The sequence below is a fragment of the Rahnella woolbedingensis genome (genome assembly GCF_003602095.1).
Lineage (GTDB): Bacteria > Pseudomonadota > Gammaproteobacteria > Enterobacterales > Enterobacteriaceae > Rahnella > Rahnella woolbedingensis.
Genome location: NZ_RAHH01000001.1, coordinates 17,869 through 38,909 on the forward strand (window position 1 = coordinate 17,869; position 21,041 = coordinate 38,909).

A 21,041-nucleotide genomic window follows, 5' to 3' on the forward strand; every position below is an offset into this window, starting at 1 on the left:
GTTTGCGGCAAAAAGAAAGCAGAGTTGTGAGAAGGCGTGTGAGATTAAAATTTTTTATAGAAGAGGGTAGCAAAGTTCGGTTTTTGAATTGCTTAAATGCAAAAGGCAGAGCCGAAGCTCTGCCTTGATATCTACTATGATGCGCCCGAGAGCGCATCGTTAAGCGATATTAGAACTGGTATTGCAGACCAACACCAACGATGTCGTCTGTGCTACGGCCAGCTGCTTTGGTGTAGCTGTTGTCGTCCAGCAGGTTGATTTTGTAGTCAACATAGGTAGACATGTTTTTGTTGAAGTAGTAGTAAGTACCCACTTCTACGTATTTAACCAGGTCAGCATCGCCGCCAGCGTAGGTAGAACCGTTGTTGGTGAAACCGTTCAGGCTCTTACCTTTAGACTGCAGGTATGCGATAGATGGGCGCAGGCCGAAATCGAACTGATACTGAGCAACAACTTCGAAGTTCTGAGTTTTGTTAGCGATTGAATCCGGGTTGCCGTAATCAGTGGTGTTACGTGATTCACCGTAGAAGGTCGCCAGGTACAGGTTGTTAGCGTCGTATTTCGCGCCGAATGCGTATGCGTCAGCTTTGTCACCAGCACCATCTTCTTTCTGAAGAGTAGTACGGTTAGAAGAGAAGTAAGCACCAGTCAGGCTAACACCGGAGTTGCCGATAGCGTAGGCAGCAGAAGTACCCCAGCCGTCGCCATTGGAGTCAACTGCGCCACGGTCGTCACGACCTTCGTCGTTTTTGCCTTGGTACTGTACAGCGAAGCTCAGGCCATCAACCAGACCAAAGAAGTTGCTGTTACGGTAAGTTGCCATGCCATTACCACGACCAACCATGAAGTTGTCGTTGTTCTGGTACATAGTGTCATCGCCGAAGATTGGCAATTGGTCAGTGTAGGACATTACGTCGTAGATTACGCCGTAGTTACGACCGTAGTCGAATGAACCTGCATCGCCAAATTTCAGACCTGCGAAGCCCAGACGAGTTTTGTTACCTTCGTCGCCAGCGCTTTCTGCGTGGTTAGCCTGAACGTTGTATTCCCACTGGCCGTAACCGGTCAGTTGGTCAGTAATTTGAGTTTCGCCTTTGAAGCCGAAACGAACGTAAGTCTGGTCGCCGTCATCGCCAGCGTTGTCAGAGAAGGTGTGGCGCGCGTCAACTTTACCGTACAGATCCAGTTTGTTGCCGTCTTTGTTATAGATCTCAGCCGCATTAGCTGCACCAGCAACTAACAGAGCAGGGATTACCACTGCAAGAATATTGCGCTTCATCATTATTATTACCCTCATTGGTTTTATTTGGACACCTGCCACTGCCTTAAATAATTCTTTACGGAACTATTCGTGAAAGTTTGGTGTCTCCTGTGTCTGAACGCACTATTCCATCCGTGGTGAGCTTAATCCATAGCGAAAATGCTACTAAATTACTAAATATGTTTCAGTTGGAAAAAATGTATTACAAAATGTGTATTTTACGGAACTTTGTGACAGGGATCTATCTTTCAAAATGACTAAGGCCAGCATTGCTGGCCTTAGTATTGTAACTATTTTGTTATGTAGAAATAGTTTATTTAATTAGAAGGTTGCATTACGTGGTGTGCGCGGGAACGGAATCACGTCACGAACGTTCTGAACACCGGTCACATAGGCGACTAAACGTTCAAAGCCTAACCCGAAGCCGGAGTGCGGGACCGTACCGTAACGACGAAGATCGCGATACCACCAATAATCTTCAGTTTTCAGTCCCATTTCGACCATTCTCGCATCCAATACATCCAGACGTTCTTCACGCTGTGAACCGCCGATGATCTCGCCAATTCCCGGTGCCAGCACGTCCATCGCTGCTACAGTTTTGCCATCATCGTTCAGGCGCATGTAGAAGGACTTGATATCTTTAGGATAGTTTTTAACCACTACAGGCGCTTTGAAATGCTGCTCAGCCAGGTAACGTTCGTGTTCAGAAGAAAGATCGACACCCCAGGAAACCGGGTTTTCAAATTGCTGACCACAATTCATTAGGATTTCTACTGCATCGGTGTAATCCACCTGTGCGAAATCGGATGTTACAAATCGCTCAAGGCGCGCAACAGCATCTTTGTCTACGCGGTCGGCAAAAAAGGCCATATCGTCTGCGCGTTCATCTAAAACGGCTTTGAAAACATATTTAAGCATGTTTTCAGCAAGCGCAGCGATGTCGTCCAGCGTAGCAAAAGCCACTTCCGGTTCAACCATCCAGAACTCAGCGAGGTGACGGCTGGTGTTAGAGTTTTCTGCGCGGAAGGTCGGGCCGAAGGTATAAACCTTAGACAGCGCACACGCATAGGTTTCGCCGTTAAGCTGACCGGAAACCGTAAGGAACGCTTCTTTACCGAAGAAGTCTTCGCTGAAGTCGATTTCGCCTTTGTCGGTACGCGGCAGGTTTTGCAGATCCAGCGTTGAAACGCGGAACATTTCACCGGCACCTTCGGTATCGGACGCAGTGATCAGCGGAGTGGACACCCAGAAGTAGCCATTTTCGTGATAGAAACGGTGAATCGCCTGCGACAGGGTGTTGCGCACACGGGCAACGGCGCCGATCAGGTTGGTGCGCGGACGAAGGTGAGCCACTTCACGCAGGTATTCGATACTGTGGCGTTTTGCCGCCATCGGGTAGGTATCAGGGTCATCCACCCAGCCAACAACTTTAACGGCGGTGGCCTGCAATTCGAAACTCTGACCTTCGCCAGGAGATGCGACAACAGTACCGGTCACTTCTACTGAACAACCCGTCGTCAGACGCAGGACGTCTTCCTGATAATTGGGCAGAGAATTATTGATGACGGCCTGTAAAGGATTAAAGCAGGAGCCGTCATAAACGGCGACGAATGAGATACCAGCTTTAGAATCTCTCCGGGTACGTACCCAACCGCGTACGGTGACTTCACTGTCAACCGCAGCACGGCCTTGCAGTACGTCGACTACAGGCACAACGCTCATAGATTTCTCTCTTTCTTTATATATGTTGACTAAGAAATATTGGACACCCTGTAGATAGGGATTTTGCTATGTTACTTAGCCTTTCTCAGGACACAAGCAGAAATCACCGTTGGTGAGGAAGAATTGTCAGGCAAAGGCGTGGATTATCAGGAAACATTGAGATAGCGAATAAAAGCCGAGCGGAATGAGATTGCAGGTATATAAAGGAAAGAAAGTAAGGAAAGAAATTCTGATAAAGCGCCGAAATGCATTCCGGCGCTTTATGGACAGTCAGGATGCTTTTTTTACCAGCGGCAAATCGAAGGCCTTGCGCAGTGCTTTCACGAAGGCTTTGTCCTGACAAATGGTTTTGCCCGGACTGTCAGACAGCTTGGCGACCGGCTTGCCGTTGCACTGAACCAGTTTGATCACGATATTCAGCGGTTTAACACCGGGAATATTACAGGTCAGGCGAGTACCAATACCAAACACCAGATTCACCCGCTGGTGGAAATGACGATAAAGATGCAGTGCTTTATCCAGATCCAGATTATCGGAAAATACCAGAGTTTTAGTCATCGGGTCGATATCGAGTGCGTGGTAATGCGCGATCGCTTTTTCGCCCCATTCAAAGGGATCCCCGGAGTCATGGCGCAGCCCCTGATAGGCATTGGCGAATTCACTGCCAAAATCACGCAGGAAAGCATCCATCGTAATACAGTCGGTCAGCGCAATCCCGAGCTGGTCCGGATATTCATCCAGCCAGGCCTGCAATGCTGCGCGCTGGCTGTTGGCCAGAACCGGACTGATTTGCTGATGCGCCTGGAACCATTCGTGAGCCTGAGTCCCGACCGGTGTCAGCTGCAATTTATGTGCTAAATCGTAGTTGCTGGTACCGACCAGATAAGGGAATTCGTTTTTAAGCGTGCTGACGATAGCTTCCTGAACGTCGCCCGAAAAACGACGGCGTGTGCCGAAATCCATCAGACGGAAAGCGGAAAGGTCAATATCTGCCGCCTGCTCTTTGAAGCTGGCGAGATTTTTACGCAGCTGATCAACGGCCATTTGCGCGGTAACTTGCGGCGAGCGCTGACGATGCACCACTTCGCTGATCACAGCCAGCAGTGGCACTTCCCACATAATCACTTCACGCCACGGCCCTTCAATGCGCACGTGCAAATGCCCGTTGCGATCGGAAACGGTGACATGGTCAGGATTGTAGCGGAACGCTTTCAGCCAGTTCAGATAGTCCTGAGTGAAGAAGGGCAGGCCGGAAAGATAAGTAAACTCATCATCCGTAAGTGCCAGCTGACTCATCATCCGGACTTGCTCGAGAATTTCGCTGGCATATTCACCCAGCAGTTCATCGCCGCGGCAACGGAACTCGGCTACTACGCTGATATTGCGATAGCGATGGTAAACCGCTTGCTGCATATGAAGCTTGTAGGCATCGGTATCTAACAGCGAAGTCAAAATCGGGGAGGCGTATGAAGTCATAGCGCGTTTACAGCATCCTCGTCAGAAACTGAGTGTTTGAACACAAACAACCGTTCCGTAAAAAAAACGTTCGGGATAAAACAGCAAAGTCTGTGAAGTATACCGTATTATCCTGTCAAAGAACCCTCATCACATCATAATTGTCTGCGAATGGTCGAGGCTTAATTGTGCTCAAACATAGGAAACATGGGTAAACAGGCGATTTTTCGGCTTAAAAAAAGCACAAATTGATTACATAAATTTAATCTACCTGACAATAAGAAAAGAAAAATCGGGGTGATTTTACCCCGATTTTTGTATGTTCATTCCGCTTCGTTTGTTCACGATAGTAAACGATCAGATGTTTTCCAGATTAATGCCCCGCGTTTTTGGCCCGAAAATACCGATGACCAGCATCACAATAATCATGCTGACGACAATGAAAGCAATCACGCCCTGCGTTCCGGTATATTGCAGTAGCAGGCCGATCAAAATGCTGCTAAAGACGGTCGACAGGCGGCTGAATGAATAGCAAAAGCCGACGGCGCGGGCGCGGATATGCGTCGGGAACACTTCGGTCTGGTAGGCATGATAGCTGAACGTCAGCCAGGCGTTGGAGTAGGTGATCAGGAAGCCGCAAATCACCAACATCACCGGATTGGTTTGCAGGGCGAATAAGGTACCGAATACCACCGTCATTAGTGACGAGAGAACGATCTGCCATTTGTTTTCAATTTTGTCGGCATACCGGCTGCAAATCAGCGATCCGAGCGGATAGGCCAGCGTAATAAAGAAGGCGTACAGCAAACTGTGGGTGACGGTCGTGCCTTTGCCGGAGAGCAGGGCGGGCAGCCAGTTACCAAAGCCGAAGAAACCTATGGCCTGGAAAAAGTTCATCACAGTCAGCATCAGTGTACGTTTGCGGTATTCCGGTGACCAGATTTCCCTGAACGTGCCTTTTCGGGGTAATTCCGTTGTGCTTTCTTGCGCGATATACACCGGGCTGTCAGCGACCCCGCAGCGTTTCTCCATCGCACTCACCACATTATGCGCATCCTCATGACGCCCTTGTTGCGCCAGCCAGCGGGCGGATTCCGGCAGATTTTTACGCACAATCCACACCACCAGTGAACACAGAGCGCCAGCAATCACCACGTAACGCCAGCCTGTCAGCCCGAAAAAGGTTTGCGGCACCAGCCACCAGGACATCAGCGCCACTGCCGGTACGGAAAGAAACTGGATAAAGAAAGCGAACGCGAACGCGCGGCTGCGCATATGGCTCGGCACCCATTCGGTCAGATAGGTATCGATAGTCACCAGCTCAAGACCCAGACCAATCCCGACCAGAAAACGGCAAAGAATGATGCCTTCAGCACTGTTCTGGAACGACATGAGCAAAGAAAAACAGCCGTACCACGCCAGCGCAAACATAAATGTCATCCGGCGGCCGAAGCGGTCTGCATTCGGTGCCAGCAGGCTCGCGCCGAAAAAAAGACCTAAAAATGTGGAGGAAGCGAAGGCGGCCTGATCGGATATACCAAAAACCCCCGCAGAGCCGATATGAAATATGTTCTCTGCCAGTAAACCTGAACTAATGTATCCGGTTTCGAAAAGATCATAGAGTTCGAAGAATCCACCCAGTGACAGCAATATGATGAAGCGCCAGAGTCCGGCGGAGGCGGGAAGCGCGTCAATGCGGGCTGATAATGTCTTGTTATTTAATGTTTTTTGTTTAGGTATCCCCATCTCGGGGGCGCAGGTGTCACTCATTTTATTATTAGCCTCAGTGATTCATCGTATTCATGATCATGCTAATGACACCCGATCGGATTTAAATATTGAATTTATGTAACGAATAAGAAAATAGAGCATAAAAAACTGCGCAAAAACGCATTGAGAAAAGTACAGTTTTATCGGTCCAGAATGTGACGCGGATCTGACTTCCACTTTTCACCCCCGAAACGCCCTTTAAGACAAATTTCTGTGTTTTGGTTGAAAGGTGCGCATACGCACTCACAGACTGGCAACAATCTGGGATTTTCTGATGCCTGTGTTAGAGTTTAGAGAGAGAAGTATGAAGGCCGGCAGGGCTCTGCGCAGCGAATCACTGATGAAAAGCGCCCGCTTAAATGCCATGAATCGTCATCACCATAAACAATGAAAACGCCAAAAGGTTTTTTATGACTCAACTGCCACAAGCCAAGTTCCGCCATGACTATCGTGCGCCGGACTATACCATCACGGATATCGACCTTAATTTCGAGCTTGATGCACAGAAAACCATTGTGACTGCTGTCAGTCAGATTAAACGACAGGGCGCAGAAGGCGCGCCGCTGGTGCTCAATGGTGAAGATCTGACCCTGATCAGCCTGAAAATTAACGATCAGGACTGGCCGAAATATCAGTTAAAAGAAGGCGTGCTGGAAATTACCGGCCTGCCGGAAGCGTTTGAACTGGCCATTGTTAACGAAATTCACCCGGCGAAAAACACCGCGCTGGAAGGGCTGTATCTTTCTGGTGAAGCGCTGTGTACCCAGTGTGAAGCTGAAGGTTTCCGCCACATTACCTATTATCTGGATCGCCCGGACGTTCTGGCGCGTTTTACCACCCGCATCGTGGCTGACAAAGCCCGTTATCCTTATTTGCTTTCCAACGGTAACCGTATTGACCAGGGCGAACTGGATGGCGGTAAACATTGGATCAAATGGCAAGATCCGTTCCCGAAACCTTGCTACCTGTTTGCGCTGGTCGCGGGCGATTTCGACGTTCTGCGCGATTCTTTCAAAACCCGTTCCGGTCGCGATGTGGCGCTGGAACTGTTTGTCGATCGCGGAAATCTGGATCGTGCGGGCTGGGCAATGGAATCCCTGAAGCAATCTATGAAATGGGACGAAACCCGTTTCAATCTGGAATACGATCTCGACATCTTTATGATTGTCGCCGTTGATTTCTTCAACATGGGCGCGATGGAAAACAAAGGCCTGAACGTCTTTAACTCCAAATATGTGCTGGCAAAAGCTGAAACCGCGACTGACAAAGATTACCTCGGTATCGAAGCGGTGATCGGCCATGAATACTTCCATAACTGGACCGGTAACCGCGTGACTTGTCGCGACTGGTTCCAGCTGAGCCTGAAAGAAGGCCTGACCGTTTTCCGTGATCAGGAATTCAGTTCTGATCTGGGCTCGCGTTCAGTCAACCGTATCGATAATGTCCGCGTGATGCGTGGCGCGCAGTTCTCTGAAGATGCCAGCCCGATGGCGCACCCGATCCGTCCGGAAAAAGTCATCGAAATGAATAACTTCTACACCCTGACGGTGTATGAGAAAGGTTCAGAGGTCATCCGCATGCTCCATACCCTGCTGGGTGAGGAGAAATTCCAGGCCGGGATGCAGCTGTATTTTGAGCGTCATGACGGCAGCGCCGCGACCTGTGACGATTTCGTACAGGCGATGGAAGATGCGTCAAACGTGGACCTGTCATTGTTCCGCCGCTGGTACAGCCAGTCCGGTACGCCGGTGCTGACCGTGCGCGATGACTATGACGTGGAAAAACAGCAATACACTCTGACCGTCAGCCAGAAAACCCCGGCGACGCCTGATCAGACTGAAAAGCTGCCACTGCATATCCCGCTGGATATCGAACTGTATGATCCGCAGGGCAACGTGATTTCGCTGAAACAAAACGGTCAGACGGTCAGTAACGTGCTGAATGTGACCGAAGCCGGGCAGACGTTTGTCTTCGACGATGTGGAATATCAGCCGGTACCTTCTTTGTTACGTGAATTCTCCGCGCCGGTGAAACTCGATTACAAATGGGGCGATCATCAGCTGACTTTCCTGATGAAATACGCACGTAACGATTTCGCCCGCTGGGATGCGTCGCAAAGCCTGCTGGCGATTTACATCAAGCTTAACGTGGCACGTCATCAGCAGAAACAGCCTCTGTCTCTGCCGTTGCATGTGGCGGATGCGTTCCGTGCAGTATTGCTGGATGAAAGTATCGATCCGGCGCTGGCGGCGCAAATCCTGACCCTGCCGTCTGAAAACGAAATTGCTGAGCTGTTTGAAATCATCGATCCAGAAGCAATCAGCGCCGTTCATGATGCGATTACCCGCTGCTTAGCAACGGAAATGGCCGATGAATTCCTGGCGGTTTACAACGCTAACCGCCTGCCTGCATATCGTGTGGTACATGAGGATATCGGTAAACGTTCACTGCGTAATACCTGCCTGCATTATCTGGCCTTTGCCGATGTCGCGCTGGCTGACCAGCTGGTGAAAGCGCAGTTTGAACAGGCTGATAATATGACGGATTCTCTGGCGGCGATGTCTGCAGCCGTTTCCGCGCAACTGCCTTGCCGCGAATCGCTGATGGCAGCTTATGATGAGCGCTGGCATCACGACGGTCTGGTCATGGATAAATGGTTTATCCAGCAGGCGACCAGCCCGGCAGCCGATGTGTTGCACAAAGTCCGCTCACTGCTGAACCACCGTTCATTCAGTATGAGTAACCCGAACCGCGTTCGTTCATTAGTTGGCGCGTTCGCCTCTGCTAATCCTTCGGCATTCCACGCCGCAGACGGCAGCGGTTATCAGTTCCTGACTGAAATGCTCACCGATCTCAACACCCGTAACCCGCAGGTGGCCGCGCGTATGATTGAGCCGTTGATCCGCCTGAAACGCTACGACCAGAACCGTCAGGCGCTGATGCGTCAGGCGCTGGAACAGCTGAAAGGGCTGGAAAATCTGTCCGGTGATTTGTTCGAGAAAATTACTAAAGCGTTAGAGGCTTAATCGCCTCTACGGGTAAACAGCAGCAAAGTAAAAGGGCGATGGAAACATCGCCCTTATTTCGTTTTGAATTCACTGAATGCGAAAATCAGTTACGTGCGCGTTTCGCTTCCTGAGCGATATTTTGCAACGGCTGCGGCGTCAGCACACGTTCCAGTACTTCGGCTTCCAGCTCCGCCAGTCGCGCTGAACCCTTACGGCGCGGACGCGGTAAATCTACCGTCAAATCCATACCAATCTGCCCCTGATCGATAAGGATCACCCGATCAGCGACGGTCACCGCTTCGCTGACGTCATGTGTCACCAGCAGGACGGTGAAATCATGCTGTTGCCATAAGCGCTCGATCAGGCTTTGCATCTCAATACGGGTCAGGGCATCCAGTGCACCCAGCGGTTCATCGAGCAATAACAGGCGGGGACGGTGGATCAATGCACGCGCCAGCGCCACACGTTGTTTTTGTCCGCCGGATAATGCGGAAGGCCAGTCGTCTGCGCGATCCGCCAGTCCGACTTCTTCCAGCGCGGCCAGAGCGGCTTCACGCCATTTTCCTTTTAAGCCCAATCCGACATTATCGATCACCTTTTTCCACGGCAGCAGGCGGTCATCCTGAAACATCAGACGTGTATCATCGCGCACCTGACTCAGTGGCGCGCTGGCGCTGAGCAGTTCGCCCTGCGTGGTTTTTTCCAGCCCGGCCAGCAAACGCAGCAGGGTGCTTTTGCCACAACCGCTGCGCCCGACCACCGCCACAAACTGGCCGGGCGGAATGCGCAGATTAATGTCATTCAGCACGGCGCGGTTGCCGTATTTTTTAGTGATGCCGGAGAGTGTCACCGGCGTGCCTTGCGGGATACGTGCGGGTGCGCTCATGCGGCATCTCCTTGTTTTTTCTGATAAGCAGGATGCCAGCGCAGCCAGACACTTTCCAGCAGGCGGGCAAGAACGTCGGCAAGTTTGCCAAGGATGGCATACAGCACGATGGCAACGACCACGACATCAGTTTGTAAAAATTCACGGGCATTCATCGCCAGATAACCAATACCGGAGTTGGCGGAAATGGTTTCTGCCACAATCAGCGTCAGCCACATGAATCCCAGCGCAAAGCGTACGCCGACCATAATCGACGGCAACGCGCCGGGTAATACCACCTGAATAAACAGCGGGAACCCGGAAAGTCCGTAGCTGCGCGACATCTCCAGCAGACCGCGGTCAATGTTGCGAATGCCGTGATAAGTATTGAGATAAATAGGGAACAGGGTCCCCAGCGCCACCAGGAAAATCTTGGCGGATTCATCAATGCCGAACCACAGAATCACCAGCGGGATCAGCGCCAGATGCGGAATGTTACGCAGCATTTGCAGCGAGCTGTCCAGCAGGCGCTCGCCCCAGCGGGAAAGCCCGGTAATAAAGCCGAGTAGTAAACCGAGACTGCCGCCGATGGCAAAACCAATCAGTGCGCGGAAGGTACTGATTTTCAGGTTTTGCCAGAGGTCACCGCTTTTTGCCAGTGTCCAGAAGGCTTCCACCACAGCGCTCGGTGCGGGCAGGATCCGGTTGGATAACCAGCCGGCTTCAACTGCCAGTTGCCAGCCGCCGATGAGTACCACCGGCACAACCCACGGGGCAACGCGGTTCAGCCAGCGTTGTGTCGTTGTCATCTGCTTCTCCTTAATGCTGGCTGGCGGTGCGTTTGTTGACAAAGTCATGAGCGACCAGCTCGCCGCGCGGCAAAATGGCTTTCTTCACGACGTTGTCATCTTCAGGTTTGGCCAGATCCAGATGCGGGAACAACAACTCGCTGACGCGGTACGCTTCTTCCAGATGCGGATAACCGGAGAAGATAAAGGTGTCGATGCCCAGATCGGCATATTCCTGCATGCGTGCAGCAACGGTCGGGCCATCGCCGACCAGCGCGGTTCCGGCTCCGGTACGCACCAGACCGATACCGGCCCAGAGATTCGGATAGATTTCCAGCTTGTTACGGTCGCCGCCGTGCAATGCCGCCATACGGTGCTGGCCCACAGAATCTGTTTTGGCGAAAGCGGCCTGCGCGCGCTGGATGGTTTCGTCATCCACATTGGCAATCAGTTTGTCGGCAGCGCGCCACGCTTCTTCGTTGGTTTCACGCACAATCACGTGCAGACGGATACCGAAACGCACGGTACGCCCTTTCGCGGCAGCTTTGGCACGCACCTGTTCAATTTTCTCTTTCACTAACGCCGGTGGCTCGCCCCAGGTCAGATACAGTTCAACCTGCTCGGCGGCAAGATCCTGCGCTTCGTCGGAAGAACCGCCAAAATACAGCGGCGGACGAGGGTACTGAACCGGCGGATGCATCAGGCTCGCGCCTTTGACCTGAATATGTTTGCCTTCGTAATCGACCGTTTCGCCTTCCAGCACGCGGCGCCAGATGCGGGTAAATTCCGCCGAGGCTTCATAACGTTCTTTATGGTTGAGATGTAACCCTTCCGCCGCCAGTTCAGACGGGTCGCCACCGGTGACCAGATTAAACAAGGCACGACCACCGGAAAGCCGGTCGAGTGTCGCCGCCTGACGGGCAGCCAGTGTCGGGGAGATGATCCCCGGACGCAGCGCCACCAGGAATTTAAGCTTCTGCGTAACAGAAATCAGTGAGGCGGCCACCAGCCATGAGTCTTCGCATGAACGGCCGGTCGGCAGTAATACGCCGCCGAAACCTAAGCGGTCTGCGGCCTGGGCAATCTGCTGGAGATAACCGTGGTCCACCACACGGGCACCTTTTTCAGTGCCTAAATAACGGCCATCGCCATGGGTGGGTAAAAACCAGAATACGTTCAGACTCATAGTATGTTCCTCTCAAGGTTTGCGATTCGTGACCGCTCAGCGGCGGCTAAATTAGGGTTCAGTTGGCTTGTACAGCCGGTTTCCAGATGCGGTCTTTGATTTCAACCGGCTTGGGTAAAATATGATTCTGATAGAACAGATCGGCGGTTTGCTGCTGGCGCTTTTCTGTTTCGGCATTGACCGGGGTGATAGGCATATCGGGCAAATGATCCAGATACGAGGCGACCACTTTTTCCGGTAATCCCATCGACTGGGAAAGCAGTTTGATACTTTGTTCGCGGTCAGTTTTGGTCAGCGCATTCGCCTGCGTTAACACATCCAGCACCTGACTGATGAACTGAGGGTTGGCCTCGGTATATTTTTTCGGAGCCAGATAGAAGGAACCGGTCTGATGCAGCGTCGAGCCGTCAGTCAGCACGCGAACATCTCCCTGAACTTCAGCGGCGGAATAGTACGGATCCCAGATAGCCCAGGCATCGACGTCATGTTGCTCAAACGCGGCGCGCGCATCGGCAGGCGTCAGATAAACCGGCTGGATATCACTGAATTTAAGGCCCGCCTGTTGCAGGGCGCGGAGCAGTAAATTGTGCGAGCTCGAACCTTTCTGGAAAGCGACTTTGTGGCCCCTGAGATCTGCCACGGTTTTGATCGGACTGTTGCTGTCGACCAGAATGACTTCCGCTTTAGGTTTCGGCGGTTCTGAACCGATATAAAGAAGATCCGCACCGGCCGCTTGTGCAAACAACGGCGGTAAATCGCCTGTGCCACCCAAATCAATACTGCCGACGTTCAGCGCTTCAAGGATTTGCGGGCCAGCGGGGAATTCCACCCAGCTGATTTTGGTGTCCGGGAAACGTTTTTCCAGCAGCTGATGTGATTTCGCCAGCACCAGGCCGACGGAGCCTTTCTGATAAGCGATGCGTAATTGCGCAGGATCTTTTTCCTGAGCAGACGATGTGGTGCTGAATATCAGGCTGGTGACCAGCCCGGCAATTACGGGTAACTGGCGTAATAAAGAGAAAGACGCAGGCATGATTAAATCCTTTTAAAGTCAGACACGCAGGGCTTGCGCGGAAAGGGAAGCGACAGACGGAATGTGCGGACGGCGGCGGCTCAGCGCCAGATAGAAGTTTTCCAGTGATTCAGTCAGGCGTTCTTCCAGTGCCGGATCCAGCTTGGCCGGGAACGTTTGATAATCGGTGATCAGACTGTCATCGGCGAAAACGCCCTGTAAAACTTCCTGCGCTTTCAGCGAGGCCAGTACCGGTTTCAGCGCGTAATCGACGGCCAGCATGTGTCCGATTGATCCGGCCGTAGCCAGTGGCAACACGACTTTATGGTCGAGTGCGCGCTCAGGCAGCAAGTCGAGCAAGGTTTTCAGGGCGCCGGAGAAAGAAGCTTTGTAAACCGGCGTGGCGACAATCAGACCATCCGCACTCGCCAGTTCGGCATTGAGTTGCTTGAGTTGCGGGCTGCCGAAATTGGCGAACAACAGATCGTCTGCTGAGAAATCCTGAATATTGTAGGTAAAAACTTCAACGCCGCGGCTCGCGAGCCACTGATGGCTGAGCGCCAGCAGGGAAGAGGAGCGGGAGGGTTGTCGCGGGCTGCCTGCCAGGGTGACTACACGCATTTGCTTATTCCTTATAACAATCTGTTATAGAACTATCATTTTTATTAACGAAGTGAAGTAAACCTAGCAGGCAGAGGCGGCACAGCGGAAATCTCAATTTTGGCTATGGAAAGTTTCAAATCAGATAAAGCACTTTTTACGCTGGGTTCAGGCGCAGGCGGGTTAAGAAGGAAAAGTGAATTAAAAGTAACGAAAAGGTAATCGTTTGCGCTCAGAGTCAATTATTCGGCCAATATGCCGGTTATCGTTTCCAATTAAGCCGCGCTTAGTCGATAATACCGCCCCGTCTAGCCACCGGGAATCCAGGAGTCTCCATGTATTATCCTCTTGTCAGGAAAGCACTGTTTCAGCTCGACCCAGAGCGCGCCCACGAGTTAACCTTTCGTCAGCTGAGCCGTATTTCCGGCACCCCTTTTGAATTCTTGATCCGCCAGTCAGTGCCCACCAAGCCGGTAAACTGCATGGGATTATCCTTTAAGAACCCGTTGGGACTGGCCGCAGGCCTGGATAAAAACGGCGAATGTATTGATGCACTCGGTGCAATGGGCTTTGGATTTATTGAGGTCGGCACAGTCACACCACGTGCGCAGGCAGGTAATGATAAGCCGCGTTTATTCCGCATCGTTGAAGCAGAAGGCCTGATTAACCGCATGGGCTTTAATAACCATGGCGTGGATAATCTGGTGAATAATGTCAAAAAATCACATTTTGGCGGCATTCTGGGGATTAATATTGGCAAGAATAAAGACACGCCTGTTGAGCACGGCGCTGACGATTATCTGACCTGTATGGAAAAGGTATATCCGTATGCCGGTTATATCGCGGTGAATATTTCTTCGCCTAATACCCCCGGTTTACGTTCACTGCAATACGGTGAAGCGTTGGATGATTTGCTGGCGGCGATTAAGAATAAACAGCTCGAACTTCAGCAGCGCCATCAGAAATATGTGCCGGTTGCTGTGAAGATCGCGCCGGATCTGTCTGAGGAAGAATTGATCCAAATAGCTGACAGTCTGGTTCGTCATAATATGGACGGCGTTATCGCCACCAATACCACGCTCGATCGTAAACTGGTTCAGGGTCTGAATTATTGTGAGCAGGTCGGTGGTCTGAGCGGGCGTCCGGTGCAGTTGCGCAGTACAGAAATCATCCGCATGTTGTCAAATGAACTACAGGGACGTCTGCCTATTATTGGCGTCGGTGGCATTGATTCATTAACGGCTGCGCGTGAAAAAATGGCGGCGGGTGCATCATTAATTCAAATCTATTCCGGCTTTATCTTCAAAGGTCCGGGTTTGATCAAAGATATTGTTACCCATATCTAATATTTTTCATCCTTAAGGCGAGTCAGGGGTTTATTTATTAACCCGGCTCGTCTATATTTTGTCCACTGACCGTAATTCAGGCTCAGGATTTGTCTGATATCGTTTCATTATCGAAAACTCTATTATGCGAGTTGAGTGGATAATGGATTCAGGCAAGGGGCATGAGGGCAAACAGGATGACGAAATGAAAATCAAACCAGATGATAATTGGCGTTGGTATTTTGATGCAGAGCATGACCGGCTTATGTTGGATCTCGCCAATGGCATGATTTTTCGTTCCCGTTTCCCGGCTAAAATGTTAACTCCCGATGCATTTGGAAATATGTCATTTTGTGTCGATGATGCGGCTTTGTATTTCGATTATGAAGAACAGTGCAAAAATATTCGTCTCGCTGCTGAACAACGCGCTGAATTAGTTTTAAATGCCTTAGTCGCTTTCCGCTTTTTAAAACCTCTGATGCCTAAGAGCTGGCATTTCAGTCAGCAGATGCGTCCTTTCCAGCCGGAGAATGGCCAGCTTGCTCAGGTGCAGGTAATGGACAGCGGTGAACAGGCGACATTGCTGGTGGTAGAATCGGGCGATAACGCCAGCCTGTGCCTGCTGGCGCAGGAACGATTGACGGTAGCAGGGCGCGGCATGGTACTTGGCGATGCAATCAAAGTGATGCACGACCGGTTAATGCCTGCGGCCTTCCGCGTTGATAGCGATGTGTACGATCAGGCAGTCTGATTGACTGCCTGATTCTCATTAATTACATTGACTCGCCGATGACGATATCCGTTGCCGGAATACAGCTGCACGACAATATCTTTCCATCTTCCCCGATGGCGCTTTCTTTCAGCGGCGATACTTTCCCTTCTTTTAGCGTCATTTTACAGGCACCGCAAATTCCCGCACGGCAGGAATAGGATATACGTAATCCCTGCAACTCCAGTTGTTCGAGCAAAATCTGCTGATTGTTGCCGGTAAACTCTGTGCCCTGATAGTTAATGCGGACTTCCTGAGCGGTGCTCTTTGGCGCTTCGACATTTCCGACGACTTCACCTGCGCTGTAAGGGCGAGGGGGTTTGGTCGCCAGCACCTGAACGCCGTCACCGGCGCGGATAACGCCGTTGTTGCGGGCAATCATATTCTGACCGAAATCGACGTCGCCATCGCTGGCTGTTCGATAACCCTGCAAGGTTTTCAGGGGTTCGCCACGCGGATGCTTGCGGCCTTTTTCGACGCTGACCGTAGTGAAAATGCAGCGACTGCAGGGTTTCACCAGATCGAAAATGACTTCCCCGATGCGGATGGTTTGCCAGCTGTCTTCTGCGTAAGCGTCCGCACCGCTGACCACAATATTTGGCCGGAACTGCTCAATCCTGACACCACCCGGGCAACGGCGTTGCAAATCCTGCATCGATGCTTCGTTGATCAGCAGATATGGGAACCCGTCTGCGAACGACAGCGGCACCTCCGGATATTTCTTCACCCGGCGGGTCGGCTCTTCACCCACCCATCGCAGCTGCACATCGCGTTTTAGATATACACTTAACCAGCGATTTACCGGTTCCGGCGCGATGAGTGAGGTAAACTGATTGCCCCAGACTTCCGTCGGTGCGTTATCACTGGCGAAATCGCGGAATTTGACGCTGATGTTCTCGCCTTCCGGGGCTGAGATCATCAGGCCATCAGGTAATAAAATCGGAGTTAACAGGACGAGGTTCGGATACTGACGGGCAGTAATAAACATGCCTTGCGGGTCGGTAATCATGAACTGACGATCGAATGCCAGACCTGTAGGTGTGACCAGCGAGTGAGAAACCTGCAGGCCACGCATTGATTTAACCGGATGAACAAATAAACGTGAAAGAATGGGCACTGAACACTGCCTCTCAGAGGATAAAGTCTTAAGAATAACCAGAGACTTTATGACAAGCGGCGGGGATTAGCTATAATGCGCAACTATTTTATTTTTGGTGATATGTCGATATGAACTCTTTGTTTGCCAGCACGGCGCGTGGTCTGGAAGAACTGTTAAAAAGCGAACTGGAAACGCTGGGTGCGCAAGCCTGTAAAGTTGTGCAGGGAGGGGTGCATTTTGAAGGTGACGATCGCCTGCTGTACCGTAGCTTACTGTGGAGCCGTCTGGCTTCGCGCATCCTGTTACCGCTGAACGAATTCAAAGTTCACAGTGATCTGGATCTTTATCTTGGCGTGATGGCGATTGACTGGCCATCCGTATTTGGCGTGGAAAAAACCTTCGCCGTGCATTTCAGCGGCCTGAATGACGAAATTCGTAACAGCCAGTACGGCGCGCTGAAAGTGAAAGACGCCATCGTCGACAGCTTTACGCGCAAAATGGATGAACGTCCGAATGTGGCGAAACAGCAGCCCGATATTCGTGTCAACGTCTTCCTGCAACGCGATACTGCCAGCGTTGCGCTGGATCTGAGCGGCGAAGGCCTGCATCAGCGTGGTTATCGTGATCTGACCGGTCAGGCTCCGCTGAAAGAAAGCCTGGCGGCGGCGATTGTTATGCGCTCCGGCTGGCAGGCAGGCACGCCGATGGTCGATCCGATGTGTGGTTCCGGTACCTTGCTGATTGAAGCAGCAATGATCGCCGCCGATCGCGCACCGGGGTTACATCGCCAGCACTGGGGCTTTACCGGCTGGAACAAATTTGACGCCGAACTCTGGCGCGAACTGACCGCAGAAGCGCAGGTGCGTACCCGTCGTGCGGTGCAGGAAACACCTTCACGCTTCTTCGGTTCTGATATCGATCGTCGCGTGATTGAGATGGCGCGTGCAAACGCCCGTCGCGCCGGTGTGGCGGAGCTGATTAGCTTTGAAGCCGCAGAAGTCGGTAAGCTGGTGAATCCGCTGCCGGAAGGCCCGGTAGGTACGGTTATTAGCAACCCGCCATACGGCGAGCGTCTGGAAAGCGAACCTGCGCTGATTGCGCTGCACAACATGCTTGGCCGCATCATGAAGACCAAATTTGGTGGCTGGCAGTTGTCGCTGTTCAGTGCGTCACCGGAATTGCTGAGCTGTCTGCAACTGCGTGCTGAGCGCCAGTTCAAAGCCAAGAATGGTCCGCTGGAATGTGTGCAGAAAAACTATCAGCTGGCAGAAAACCCGACGGGTGCTGCCGGTGCTCAACTGGCGGATGATTACGCTAACCGCCTGCGTAAGAACGTCAAAAAACTGGAAAAATGGGCCAAACAGCAGGGCATTGAATGCTATCGCCTGTATGACGCCGATTTGCCAGATTACAACGTAGCGGTTGACCGCTACGGCAGCAAAGTGGTGGTGCAGGAATATGCGCCGCCAAAAACCGTGGATGCACAAAAAGCCCGTCAGCGCTTGTTTGACGTGATCAATGCCACCATGTCAGTGCTGGATATTTCTTCCAGCCAGCTGATCCTGAAAACCCGCGAGCGCCAGAAAGGCACCAGTCAGTACGAGAAGCTGGCTCAGAAAGGTGAGTTCCTGCTGGTTGAGGAATTCAACGCTAAACTGTGGGTTAACCTGACGGATTATCTCGATACCGGTTTGTTCCTTGACCACCGTATTGCCCGCAAAATGCTCGGTGAAATGAGCAAGGGTAAAGACTTCCTTAACCTGTTCGCATACACCGGCACCGCCAGTGTTCATGCAGGTCTGGGCGACGCGCGCAGCACCACCACGGTAGATATGTCCCGTACTTATCTGGAGTGGGCAGAAAAAAACCTGCGTGCTAACGGTCTGACCGGCCGCCAGCATCGCCTGATCCAGGCGGATTGCCTGTCGTATCTGGGGATGTGCGACGAACAGTTCGATGTGATCTTTATCGATCCGCCGACGTTCTCCAACTCTAAACGTATGGCCGAAAGTTTTGACGTACAGCGTGATCATCTGGCTCTGATGAAAGATCTGAAACGCATTTTACGTCGTAACGGCACCATTATGTTCTCCAACAACAAGCGCGGTTTCCAGATGGATCTCGAAGGATTGAGCAAACTGGGACTGAGCGCGAAAGAAATCACCAGCCAAACCCTGTCACAGGATTTCGCCCGTAATCGTCAGATTCATAACTGCTGGCTGCTGTCCCATGCCGGCGAGGAAAAATAAAGTTTATGTCGTTAATTAGTATGTCAGGTGCCTGGCTGTCATTCAGTGACTCGCCGCTGTTGGATAACACCGAATTACACATCGAGCCGAATGAGCGCGTCTGTCTGGTTGGCCGTAACGGCGCCGGTAAATCGACGCTGATGAAAATCCTGAACCGCGAAGTGCCGCTGGATGACGGTCGCATCGTGTACGAGCAGGATTTGATTGTGGCACGTCTGCAACAGGATCCGCCGCGTAACGTTGAAGGCACGGTATTTGATTTTGTTTCTGAAGGCGTGTTCGAGCAGGCAGAACATCTGAAGGCGTACCACGCCATTTCGCATCTGGTCGAAACGGATCCGAGCGAAAAGAATATGAACAAACTGGCCCAGGTGATGGAAATTCTTGATCACCAGGGGCTGTGGCAGCTTGACAGCCGCATCAACGAAGTGTTGCTGAAGCTGGGTCTGGATGCGGATACCGAGCTGAAATCTTTGTCCGGTGGCTGGCTGCGTAAAGCCGCGCTGGGCCGTGCGCTGGTCAGCGCGCCGCACATTCTGCTGCTCGATGAACCGACGAACCACCTGGATATCGAAAGTATTGCGTGGCTGGAAGATTTCCTGAAAGAGTTCCAGGGCAGCATTATCTTCATCTCGCATGACCGTTCTTTCATCCGCAATATGGCTACCCGTATTGTTGACCTCGATCGCGGCAAACTGGTTTCTTATCCGGGCAATTACGAAGCGTATCTGCTGGCGAAAGAAGAAGCGCTGCGCGTTGAAGAACTACAAAACGCCGAGTTCGATAAAAAACTGGCGCAGGAAGAAGTGTGGATCCGTCAGGGCATTAAAGCCCGTCGTACCCGTAACGAAGGCCGCGTACGCGCCCTGAAAGCCTTGCGTAAAGAACGTTCCGATCGCCGTGAAGTGATGGGCACCGCCAAAATGCAGGTGGTTGAAGCCTCAAGCTCCGGTAAGATTGTCTTTGAAATGGAAGACGTTTACTACAGCATTGCGGGTAAACAATTGGTCAGCAATTTCTCCTCGCAGGTTATGCGTGGCGACAAAATTGCACTGATTGGCCCGAACGGTTGCGGTAAAACGACATTACTGAAACTGATGTTAAGTCAGATTCAGGCCGACAGCGGCCGGGTTCACTGCGGTACCAAGCTGGAAGTCGCGTACTTCGACCAGCACCGTGCTGAGCTGGATCCTGAACGTACTGTGATGGATAACCTGGCAGAAGGTAAGCAGGAAGTCATGGTCAATGGCCGTGCCCGCCACGTGCTGGGTTACCTGCAGGACTTCCTGTTCCATCCAAAACGCGCCATGACACCGGTGAAAGCGTTGTCAGGCGGCGAACGTAACCGTCTGCTGCTGGCAAAACTGTTTCTGCGTCCAAGTAACCTGCTGATCCTCGATGAACCGACCAACGACCTGGATGTGGAAACCCTCGAGCTGCTGGAAGAGATGATCGACAGCTATCAGGGTACTGTAATGCTGGTGAGCCATGACCGTGAATTTGTTGATAACTCAGCGACTGAATGCTGGATTTACGAAGGTAACGGCGTGATCAACAGTTATGTGGGCGGTTACCACGACGCACAGCACCAGCGCCGTCATCAGCGACCAATCCGCCAGGCTGCGGTCGTCGAAGATAAACCGGCTGCCCAACCAAAAGCAGAACCGGCCAAACGCACAGCGAATAAGCTCAGCTATAATCAACAACGTGAGCTGGAACAATTGCCTGCGCAAATCAGCTCACTGGAAGAAAAAATTGAAGCTTTGCAAAAGCAAATGAGTGATGCGAATTTCTTCACACTTCCTCATGAAGAAACTCAGCAGGTTCTCACCGCTTTTGCTGCGGCAGAGCTGGAGTTAGAGCAGGCGTTTGAACGTTGGGAAGCGCTGGAAGCGCAGAAAAACGGCTAACACTGCCCCATCATGTGCCGCG

General features: G+C 51.8%; 15 protein-coding genes. 5 read left to right on the plus strand and 10 right to left on the minus strand.

What is annotated here, in order from left to right; all coding sequences use genetic code 11:
- Positions 1 to 169 precede the first annotated feature (169 nt).
- The 4 genes from ompC to D6C13_RS00095 all read right to left on the minus strand — a co-directional run bounded on the left by ompC (position 170) and on the right by D6C13_RS00095 (position 6,184).
- Entirely contained in the window at positions 170 to 1,282 is a 1,113-nt protein-coding gene (gene ompC / locus D6C13_RS00080; protein WP_279630034.1) for a porin OmpC, read from the minus strand.
- Positions 1,283 to 1,582: 300 nt separating this feature from the next.
- Positions 1,583 to 2,983 carry an asparagine--tRNA ligase gene (asnS, locus tag D6C13_RS00085; RefSeq protein ID WP_120130824.1) on the minus strand — a complete coding sequence of 467 codons (1,401 nt, stop codon included), beginning with the start codon at positions 2,981 to 2,983 and terminating at the stop codon, positions 1,583 to 1,585.
- 270 nt (positions 2,984 to 3,253) lie between these two features.
- Positions 3,254 to 4,459, minus strand: a complete 1,206-nt coding sequence (gene pncB / locus D6C13_RS00090; RefSeq protein WP_120130825.1) for a nicotinate phosphoribosyltransferase — start codon at positions 4,457 to 4,459, stop codon at positions 3,254 to 3,256.
- A 336-nt stretch (positions 4,460 to 4,795) separates the two neighbouring features.
- A complete protein-coding gene (locus D6C13_RS00095; RefSeq protein ID WP_120131027.1) occupies positions 4,796 to 6,184 on the minus strand; it encodes an MFS transporter in 1,389 nt (462 codons plus the stop codon).
- Positions 6,185 to 6,618: 434 nt separating this feature from the next.
- Here D6C13_RS00095 and pepN point away from each other — a divergent pair, with 434 nt between their 5' ends.
- On the plus strand, positions 6,619 to 9,234 hold the full coding sequence (gene pepN / locus D6C13_RS00100; protein ID WP_120130826.1) for an aminopeptidase N: 2,616 nt from the start codon (positions 6,619 to 6,621) through the stop codon (positions 9,232 to 9,234).
- Between the two features lie 85 nt (positions 9,235 to 9,319).
- Here the strand turns inward: pepN and ssuB are convergent, their stop codons facing one another.
- Genes ssuB through ssuE form a run of 5 tightly spaced genes read right to left on the minus strand, consistent with a single transcriptional unit; the run spans position 9,320 to position 13,688 of the window.
- Positions 9,320 to 10,102, minus strand: coding sequence for an aliphatic sulfonates ABC transporter ATP-binding protein (gene ssuB / locus D6C13_RS00105; RefSeq protein WP_120130827.1), 783 nt, complete (start codon positions 10,100 to 10,102; stop codon positions 9,320 to 9,322).
- Positions 10,099 to 10,890 carry an aliphatic sulfonate ABC transporter permease SsuC gene (gene ssuC, locus D6C13_RS00110; RefSeq protein ID WP_120130828.1) on the minus strand — a complete coding sequence of 264 codons (792 nt, stop codon included), beginning with the start codon at positions 10,888 to 10,890 and terminating at the stop codon, positions 10,099 to 10,101. Before ssuC ends, ssuB begins: the two co-directional genes overlap by 4 nt.
- A gap of 10 nt (positions 10,891 to 10,900) precedes the next feature.
- Positions 10,901 to 12,055 (minus strand): FMNH2-dependent alkanesulfonate monooxygenase, encoded by a 1,155-nt coding sequence (ssuD, locus tag D6C13_RS00115; protein ID WP_120130829.1) that lies wholly within the window; start codon positions 12,053 to 12,055, stop codon positions 10,901 to 10,903.
- 58 nt (positions 12,056 to 12,113) lie between these two features.
- A complete protein-coding gene (locus D6C13_RS00120; RefSeq protein WP_120130830.1) occupies positions 12,114 to 13,088 on the minus strand; it encodes a sulfonate ABC transporter substrate-binding protein in 975 nt (324 codons plus the stop codon).
- An 18-nt stretch (positions 13,089 to 13,106) separates the two neighbouring features.
- On the minus strand, positions 13,107 to 13,688 hold the full coding sequence (ssuE, locus tag D6C13_RS00125) for an NADPH-dependent FMN reductase (protein ID WP_120130831.1): 582 nt from the start codon (positions 13,686 to 13,688) through the stop codon (positions 13,107 to 13,109).
- Positions 13,689 to 14,002: 314 nt separating this feature from the next.
- On the opposite strand from ssuE, the gene pyrD reads away from it, so the two are divergent.
- Together pyrD and D6C13_RS00135 are read left to right on the plus strand one after the other, a co-directional pair.
- Positions 14,003 to 15,013, plus strand: coding sequence for a quinone-dependent dihydroorotate dehydrogenase (gene pyrD, locus D6C13_RS00130; RefSeq protein ID WP_120130832.1), 1,011 nt, complete (start codon positions 14,003 to 14,005; stop codon positions 15,011 to 15,013).
- Between the two features lie 184 nt (positions 15,014 to 15,197).
- Positions 15,198 to 15,743, plus strand: coding sequence for a cell division protein ZapC (locus D6C13_RS00135; protein WP_120130833.1), 546 nt, complete (start codon positions 15,198 to 15,200; stop codon positions 15,741 to 15,743).
- A gap of 22 nt (positions 15,744 to 15,765) precedes the next feature.
- Here the strand turns inward: D6C13_RS00135 and D6C13_RS00140 are convergent, their stop codons facing one another.
- Entirely contained in the window at positions 15,766 to 16,836 is a 1,071-nt protein-coding gene (locus D6C13_RS00140) for a YcbX family protein (RefSeq protein WP_425272681.1), read from the minus strand.
- A 152-nt stretch (positions 16,837 to 16,988) separates the two neighbouring features.
- Between D6C13_RS00140 and rlmKL the strand changes: the two genes are divergently transcribed.
- Positions 16,989 to 19,109: a bifunctional 23S rRNA (guanine(2069)-N(7))-methyltransferase RlmK/23S rRNA (guanine(2445)-N(2))-methyltransferase RlmL gene (gene rlmKL, locus D6C13_RS00145; protein ID WP_120130835.1), complete on the plus strand. Its 2,121-nt coding sequence runs from the start codon at positions 16,989 to 16,991 to the stop codon at positions 19,107 to 19,109.
- A gap of 5 nt (positions 19,110 to 19,114) precedes the next feature.
- Positions 19,115 to 21,019 carry an ABC transporter ATP-binding protein gene (locus D6C13_RS00150; protein WP_120130836.1) on the plus strand — a complete coding sequence of 635 codons (1,905 nt, stop codon included), beginning with the start codon at positions 19,115 to 19,117 and terminating at the stop codon, positions 21,017 to 21,019.
- The last annotated feature ends 22 nt before the right edge of the window (positions 21,020 to 21,041 follow it).

Coding starts and splice junctions, on each gene's coding strand:
- D6C13_RS00120 (WP_120130830.1), bottom strand. CDS start 13,088: ATGCCTGCGTCTTTCTCTTTATTACGCCAGTTACCCGTAATTGCCGGG.
- ssuE (WP_120130831.1), bottom strand. CDS start 13,688: ATGCGTGTAGTCACCCTGGCAGGCAGCCCGCGACAACCCTCCCGCTCC.
- ssuC (WP_120130828.1), bottom strand. CDS start 10,890: ATGACAACGACACAACGCTGGCTGAACCGCGTTGCCCCGTGGGTTGTG.
- D6C13_RS00150 (WP_120130836.1), top strand. CDS start 19,115: ATGTCGTTAATTAGTATGTCAGGTGCCTGGCTGTCATTCAGTGACTCG.
- pncB (WP_120130825.1), bottom strand. CDS start 4,459: ATGACTTCATACGCCTCCCCGATTTTGACTTCGCTGTTAGATACCGAT.
- D6C13_RS00135 (WP_120130833.1), top strand. CDS start 15,198: ATGAAAATCAAACCAGATGATAATTGGCGTTGGTATTTTGATGCAGAG.
- ssuB (WP_120130827.1), bottom strand. CDS start 10,102: ATGAGCGCACCCGCACGTATCCCGCAAGGCACGCCGGTGACACTCTCC.
- rlmKL (WP_120130835.1), top strand. CDS start 16,989: ATGAACTCTTTGTTTGCCAGCACGGCGCGTGGTCTGGAAGAACTGTTA.
- asnS (WP_120130824.1), bottom strand. CDS start 2,983: ATGAGCGTTGTGCCTGTAGTCGACGTACTGCAAGGCCGTGCTGCGGTT.
- D6C13_RS00095 (WP_120131027.1), bottom strand. CDS start 6,184: ATGGGGATACCTAAACAAAAAACATTAAATAACAAGACATTATCAGCC.
- pyrD (WP_120130832.1), top strand. CDS start 14,003: ATGTATTATCCTCTTGTCAGGAAAGCACTGTTTCAGCTCGACCCAGAG.
- ssuD (WP_120130829.1), bottom strand. CDS start 12,055: ATGAGTCTGAACGTATTCTGGTTTTTACCCACCCATGGCGATGGCCGT.
- ompC (WP_279630034.1), bottom strand. CDS start 1,282: ATGATGAAGCGCAATATTCTTGCAGTGGTAATCCCTGCTCTGTTAGTT.
- pepN (WP_120130826.1), top strand. CDS start 6,619: ATGACTCAACTGCCACAAGCCAAGTTCCGCCATGACTATCGTGCGCCG.
- D6C13_RS00140 (WP_425272681.1), bottom strand. CDS start 16,836: ATGCGTGGCCTGCAGGTTTCTCACTCGCTGGTCACACCTACAGGTCTG.